Genomic DNA, 6,675 nt, shown 5'->3' on the forward strand with positions numbered 1-6,675 from the left:
TTGGTTGCAGGGCCCGGAAAGCCGGCAGGCTGTAACATGGAAGCAGCCTTACTTGCGGCTTTTGGAACGTTTACACATTCTTCATCATTTCTCCATCTTGCCGCAACATCTGTGGCTTACCATTGGAAATGTCAGACCCTACCGAAGGACATAACGTCCTCCATGTTTCCGCCCGCAGCCCCCGCTGAAGCCGGGCGGTTTTTTTTGTGCGTTATGCTCACGCCATGCTATTCCATCATCTGCACCAGCTTGCGGGAGACCAGCAGGAGCAAGAGCCCCATCACGATTGCCAGCAAACCGATCAAGCCAAACACTTCCAGATAACCGAGCGATTGCGTATAAGAAGCCAGTTCACCCGCCAGAATGTTGGCTACGCCCGTGCTGGCCAGCCAGACGCCCATCAGCAGGGACGCCAGCTTGACGGGAGCGATCTTGCTCACCATCGACAGTCCCACCGGCGAGAGGAACAGTTCCCCCAGCGTGTGCAGGAAGTACGTCATCACGATGAACATGACGTTGGCTTTGTTCAAAATGTGGTTTTCGTCGCTCCCGGTGTGCAGAACCGCCAGGAGCAGCACCATGTACCCCATGCCGAGCATGATCATGCCGATCCCCATTTTGGTCGGGATCTTCAGATCACCCCGTTTGCTGGACGCCAGCTTCACCCACAAACCGGACAGGATCGGCGCCAGCAGTACGATGAACAGCGGGTTCAGCGACTGAAACCAGGAAGTCGGCACCTCGTAGCCAAACACCTGCTTGTCCACAAACTTGTCCGTGTACAGCGTAAGCGAGCTGCCTGCCTGTTCAAAGCCGGCCCAGAAGAAGACCACAAAACAGGTGATGATAATAATCACTGCGGTGCGCTGTTTTTCCTTTTTGGTCAGCGGAGCGTTGGCCGCAGCAGCCTTGGCCTTATCCTCCGATTTCCCCACAGGCTTTTTGCCGATGTCGCCGAGATAGCGATTACCCAATAGATTGAAAATGAGCTGGCCGATCATCATGCCGATCGAAGCGGCCAGGAAGCCGTATTTGAAGCCGTATTGAACCACGCCGTTTACCGTGGTCTTGAAGAGGTCTTCCGCCAGATATCCGCAGACGAGCGGTGCGAAGAAGGCCCCGATATTGATCCCCATGTAGAAAATGGTGAACGCCGAGTCACGTCTGTTGTCGTTTTCCGGATACAGTTCGCCGACCAGTGTGGAAATGTTCGGCTTGAAAAATCCGTTCCCGATAATCAACAGTGCCAGACCGAGATACAAGCCCAACAGACTGTGTTCCGCAAACAGGACGAAGTTGCCGGCCGCCATCGTGATCCCGCCGATGGTAATGGCCAGTCTTCTGCCCAGATATCGGTCGGAGAGGTATCCGCCGATCAGCGGCGTGAAGTAAACCGCGCCGGTAAAAAATCCGTAGATGCTCATGGCGACGCCTTTTTCAAACCCAAGCCCCCCGCTGATAAGCGCGGTGGTGAGATACAGGGTCAACAGCGCCCGCATGCCGTAGTAACTAAAGCGCTCCCACAGTTCCGTGAAAAACAGCAAGTACAAGCCAGGAGGATGTTTTGGTTTGCCTTGCCGCGTGTTCACAGCTGCCTCCATATAAGTCCCTCCTAGATGTCTGACGTCTAACGTTTTGTATCATATCACAGTTTTTGGGAATCTCCCCAAATTAAAAATATTTGAATTTGTATTATATGAATGAAAATATTTTAGTCAAAACAGACAAAATCCGCATCACATCAACATTTCTTATGTGCAAACAAACATATACCTGCTATACTTTCTGTAAAAAAGTGGAGGTTTCGCACATGGAGAAACGGCTGCTCAAGACGGCCATTTACAGTTTTCTGATCGGCTTTGCCTTGACGGTCATTTTCGTGCCCATTGGCCAGGAGCGGATCGGCTGGCTGGGCGATGTCAGCACGGTTTTGAGTTACCCCGACTATTTTTACATGGTCTTTCGTTACGCGTTGATGTTTACCGCCGTTTGCGTCCTCGTCGCGTATCTGCAGATGGCCTACAGGCAGATGGACAAAAAAGATCCGCTGGCGCGCTGTGTCGTCGAGTGGATCATCGAACCCCTCAAGTCCCTCTTCATCGGCTTTGCCTCCGTGACCATGATCGGAATCGTCCTGGCGCTGTTTATTGCCGTCTTTCTGATCCTGTTTACTTAGCCCCTGAAACAGTAAACGCGGGCCCCTTTAAGGTACCCGCGTTTACTGTTTTTCCTACCTCGCCGCCTGCAGTTCATCCACCAGCACCAGATACATCGCGTGCGACCAGAGAAGCGGCACCGCCGGCATCCCGGCCCGATCCACCCACAGCTGGTAGTGGTCTGGCGCCAGCAGATGTTCCTGCACCTGCTCCGGCAGGCCGTCCGTCGTCCAGGTTGACTCGATCCAGCGGCAGATTGCCGCAGCCTCGTCGTGTCGGCCGTTTCGTACGTAATACCAGCCCAGCCAGGCAGACAAGAGCGGCCACTGCCCGCCGCCGTAATAGGTATCACCCCGGTACCGGTGAACGCCAAAGCCGGCCAGAAGCTCCCGCTCGATCCGCGTCACGGTCCGGACCATCAACGGGTCATCTGCGTCCACCAGCCCGAACGGCAGGGACAGCCACAACAGACTGGCATCTGCGGACGGATCGCCCAGCGACTTCACAAACGCGCCATCCTCCGTCCCCCGCTCCAGCACGAAGCGGCGGACAGCATCAGCCAAGCTGTTCAGCTCCTCTGCCCGCTCCGGCAGATAATCCGCCATCGCCCGCACACCGCCGTATACGGCCGCCAGTGTCGCCGGGTGGATGCGGTCGCCGTGCTCCTCCCAGCAGTCAAAGTTGGTCAGCTGCCAGCACGCCCCGAGGTAATCAAGCGTCAGGTCGACAGAGGTACGAAACTGCTCGATCAGGCTCCGCTCTCCGCTGCGGCGGACATGCTCCGACAGCCCCCAGAGCCACGTCCCGTACCCGTCCAATTGAAAGCTTCCCCACTCGCCCTCCACCTCGTCTCCGTCAACGGTGAAGCGGGCGTGCAAAAAGCGTCTGTTGGCCTCCTCCGCGCTGCCTGCCCACCCCGCGCGAACGGCGGCGATAGCTTCTTTGGCCTTGTCGGCGTGTTTGTTTACAACGGCATCACACCAGGTGTAAAAACGGCGGGAACTCTCATGGCGGCCAAAGCGGTCCAGCGCATAGGCGACAAACGCCCCGTCCCGCAGCCAGGCGTACCGGTAATGGACAAACGCCGGCGATGCCAGATAGGCGCCCGTCCTGGCCTGATGGCGCAGGATGATGTCGATGCTGTCGTCGATCAGCGACCTCGTCGTCACGGCACTCTCCTCCCGTCGCTCACCCTTTTGTCCCGCCAGCGGACAAGCCGGCAATCAGATAACGCTGCGCCAGCAAAAAAACGATCAGCACAGGCAGCGTGACGATGATCGCCCCGGCCGCCATGTAGTGCCAGTCGGAATTGAACTGGTTGACAAACTGCTGCAAACCGATCGGCAGCGTGTACATGCGCTGTTCGGACATGAAGGTAAGCGCGATCAAAAATTCGTTCCACGCCGTGATGAAGGCGAAAAAGCCGGTCACAGCAATACCCGGCAGCGACAGCGGCAGCACAATCCGATAAAACGTGCCGAATGGGGACAAGCCGTCCACCCGTGCCGCTTCCTCCAACTCGTAGGGTATCGTGTCAAAGAAGTTTTTCAGCATCATCACGCAAAACGGCACCGCTACCGTAGCATATGCGAGCACCAGGCCGAGGTAGCTGTTCAACAGTCCCAGCGCGTTGACAATCCGGTACAGCGGCACGATCAACAGCGCCCCCGGGAACATCTGGGTGAGAAAAAAGCTGAAGGAGATGACCCGTTTGCCGGAAAAACGGAAGCGAGACAAGGCGTAGGCTGCGGTGGCGGACAATGACAGCGCCACGAGCGCAGTCAATAACGCGACGAGGAAGCTGTTGGCCATCCACTGCAAAAAGACGCCGTCAGCACGGGTCAGCACGTGAACGTAATTCTCCCAGGTAAACGTCTGCGGAACGATGGCCAGCTCGGTCGAAAACACTTCCGAACGCGGCTTGAAACTGGTAGAAAGAATCCACAACACAGGAAAGACGGCAATTGCGGATGCAGCGATCAAGAGCAGGTGCACCCACCAGTTGGACGTGCGCATCTCAGTAGTACACCCCCTCGTTGCTGTTGGCTTTGATCAGCCGCCGGTACAGCACCGTAAAGGCGAGCAGAAAACTGAGAATCACCACGCCGTAGGTGGCGGCCATGCCAAAGTTCCAATTCAAGAACGCCTCCCGGTAGGCGTAGGTGACGAGAATTTCCGTGGAGCGGACCGGACCGCCGCGCGTCACCAGGAAAATAATCGTAAACATGTTAAACGTCCAGATCACGCCGAGCACCGTCGCCGTTGCCGCCACCGGCCTCAACAGCGGCAGCGTGATGTTCCAGAATTGGCTCCACGGCGAAGCACCATCCACGCGGGCTGCTTCGTAGAGGGATGGCGGGATGCTTTGCAGACCGCCCAGCAGCGTGATCATCATGAACGGTACGCCCACCCAGACGTTGACCATGATCACCGAGACCATCGCCCAAAAACTGTCGCCCAGCCAGGGAATCGGTGAGAATCCCAGCTTTTGCAGGATGATGTTGAACAAGCCGTACGTTTGGTTGTACATCCACGTCCAGGAAAAGGCGGAGACAAACGACGGCACCGCCCACGGAACCATCAGCAGCATGCGGTAGATGCCGCGTCCTTTGATGTTGCGGTTCAGCAGAAGCGCCAGCCCCAACCCGATGACGAAATGGAAAAAGACATTGACAAACGTCCAGACCAGCGTCTGCACAATCACGTCGCGAAACACTGAATCGGGCTTGAAAAACGAGGCAAACAAATCGACGTAGTTGTCCAGTCCGACAAACGTCCAACTGGGCGGGGCAAATTTACTGCCCATGTTGTACTGGTTCATGTCAGTAAAGCTGTAGATGATTCCCTGCACCAGCGGATAAAACACCAATAGCGCCATCACCACAAGCACAGGCGTGAGAAACAGCCAGGCGATCCACTTGTTGCTGCGTATTGTCAACCATCACGCCCCCTTTTCCAACAACGTCCTTCGACAGCGCGAAGGGAAGAAAAGCCCATTGGCCATTCTCCCTCGCGCCTTCATACGGTTTTCGTTTTCATTCGCTATTGTCCCAGCAGCGCTTTCCACGCGCCGGCAACCGCGTCCAGTCCTTCCTGCGGCTTTTTCTCGCCCTTGTAGATCGCCTGGATCTCGGGGTCGAACGAGGCGAAAATCTGTCCCCCTTCCGGAATGACCGGCCGGTTCTTGGCGCTTTCCATTACCGCCTTAAAGTCGGAGATCAGCCGGTTTTCCTTGATCTCCGGCATCTCATACGCTGATTTACGCGTCGGCAGTGTGCCGTTTTTGCTCGCCAATTTGGCCTGGCTCTCCTTGCTGGTGAGGAAAGCGATCAGCTTGTAGGCGGCCTCTTTTGATTTGGAACCGGCGTAGATGGCCAGGCTGTGCCCGCCCACGGGAGAGCCGGTATGCCCGTCCGGTCCGGCCGGAATCGGAGCGATCCCCAGGTTGTTCGGATCGCGGAACTCTTCCCCGGCGAAGATGTCGGATGTCGCCCAGGGGCCGTTGAAAATCATCGCCGCGCTCCCTTTTTTAAAGGCTTCATTCATGGTCTGGTAGCTGTTGGCCGCGTCCAGATCCTTCGGGTACGCGTGATCCTGATCGCGCAGTTTCAAGGCAAACTCGATGCCCTTCACCGCGCCCGGCGTGTTGATCAGCACCTGCAGGTTGTCGTCGATCAGCCCCCCGCCAAACGCCCAGATAAACGGCAGCGAGAAGTACGCTTCCGTCTGGCGGTGGTAGAAGCCCCACCTGTCTTTGCCGTTGGACAGCGCCTTGGCGGCTGCGGCAAATTCGTCCATCGTCCGGGGCGGCTCGTTGAACCCGGCCTCTTTCAGCATCCGCTTGTTGTACAAGAGAGCCAGCGCGTCGGTCACCTCCGGAACGCTCCAGACGTGTCCGTTCCACTTGCTGTAGGAAAGCGGCGCCTCCAGGAAGTCGTCCTGATCCGCAAAGTAGCTGTCCAGCGGCTCCAGCAGCCCCATTTTGGCAAACTCCGGCGTCCAGGCCACTTCGGAGCGGATCACGTCCGGTCCGTTGCCGGCCTGCGCCGCGGTGCGAAACTTATTCTGCGCCTCGCCGAACGGGATCAGCTCCAGGTTTACCTTGATCTCTTTGTTTTCCTGTTCAAACTGGCTGATCAGTTCCTTCAGCGCCACCGTCTCTGATTCGCGCATCGTCGTCCAGAATGTAAGCGTGACCGGCCCATTCGTTTGCTGCGCCGGCCCTCCCTGCTGACCGCCTGTCTCGCTGGAGCCGCCGCAGCCGGCCAACAGCGAACCAGCCAACGCCATCGCGGTAAAAATGCTGAAAAAGCGTTTCATCCATGTACCCCTCTTTCTTCCTGACATACAGGTTAATCTGCCGGACGTGTCGCCGCGGCCCATTCTGGCGGTGCCCCCGTCGAGAGGGCGGCTGCTTGGGGCAAACTGAAGCTGTTTTGGCAAGTGTTGCCGGTCAGCGCACAAGTTCAATGCAAACGATTGCACGAAATTGTGTCAGAAACTGCCCCAAATGGAACGC

The 6,675-nt window shown here is 57.1% G+C and carries 6 protein-coding genes; 1 reads left to right on the top strand and 5 read right to left on the bottom strand.

Annotated elements, in window-relative coordinates; genetic code table 11:
* Positions 1-227: 227 nt before the first annotated feature.
* Positions 228-1,601: a peptide MFS transporter gene (locus KDN35_RS18605; protein WP_171566022.1), complete on the bottom strand. Its 1,374-nt coding sequence runs from the start codon at positions 1,599-1,601 to the stop codon at positions 228-230.
* Positions 1,602-1,810: 209 nt separating this feature from the next.
* Between KDN35_RS18605 and KDN35_RS18610 the strand changes: the two genes are divergently transcribed.
* Complete coding sequence (locus KDN35_RS18610) at positions 1,811-2,176, top strand: hypothetical protein (protein ID WP_171566021.1); 366 nt, start codon at positions 1,811-1,813, stop codon at positions 2,174-2,176.
* Between the two features lie 54 nt (positions 2,177-2,230).
* On the opposite strand, the gene KDN35_RS18615 is transcribed toward KDN35_RS18610, so the two are convergent.
* From KDN35_RS18615 to KDN35_RS18630, 4 genes are all read right to left on the bottom strand, one after another.
* Positions 2,231-3,325, bottom strand: coding sequence for a glycoside hydrolase family 15 protein (locus KDN35_RS18615; protein ID WP_212133552.1), 1,095 nt, complete (start codon positions 3,323-3,325; stop codon positions 2,231-2,233).
* Positions 3,326-3,344: 19 nt separating this feature from the next.
* Entirely contained in the window at positions 3,345-4,172 is an 828-nt protein-coding gene (locus tag KDN35_RS18620) for a carbohydrate ABC transporter permease (RefSeq protein WP_171566018.1), read from the bottom strand.
* A gap of 1 nt (position 4,173) precedes the next feature.
* Positions 4,174-5,094 (bottom strand): carbohydrate ABC transporter permease, encoded by a 921-nt coding sequence (locus KDN35_RS18625; protein WP_230077300.1) that lies wholly within the window; start codon positions 5,092-5,094, stop codon positions 4,174-4,176.
* Between the two features lie 104 nt (positions 5,095-5,198).
* The gene (locus KDN35_RS18630; protein WP_212133554.1) at positions 5,199-6,476 is read right to left on the bottom strand and encodes an extracellular solute-binding protein; all 1,278 of its coding nucleotides are present in this window, start codon (positions 6,474-6,476) and stop codon (positions 5,199-5,201) included.
* Between the last annotated feature and the right edge of the window lie 199 nt (positions 6,477-6,675).

The organism is Brevibacillus sp. NL20B1 (assembly GCF_018195675.1).
Taxonomy (GTDB): Bacteria; Bacillota; Bacilli; order Brevibacillales; family Brevibacillaceae; genus Brevibacillus; species Brevibacillus aydinogluensis.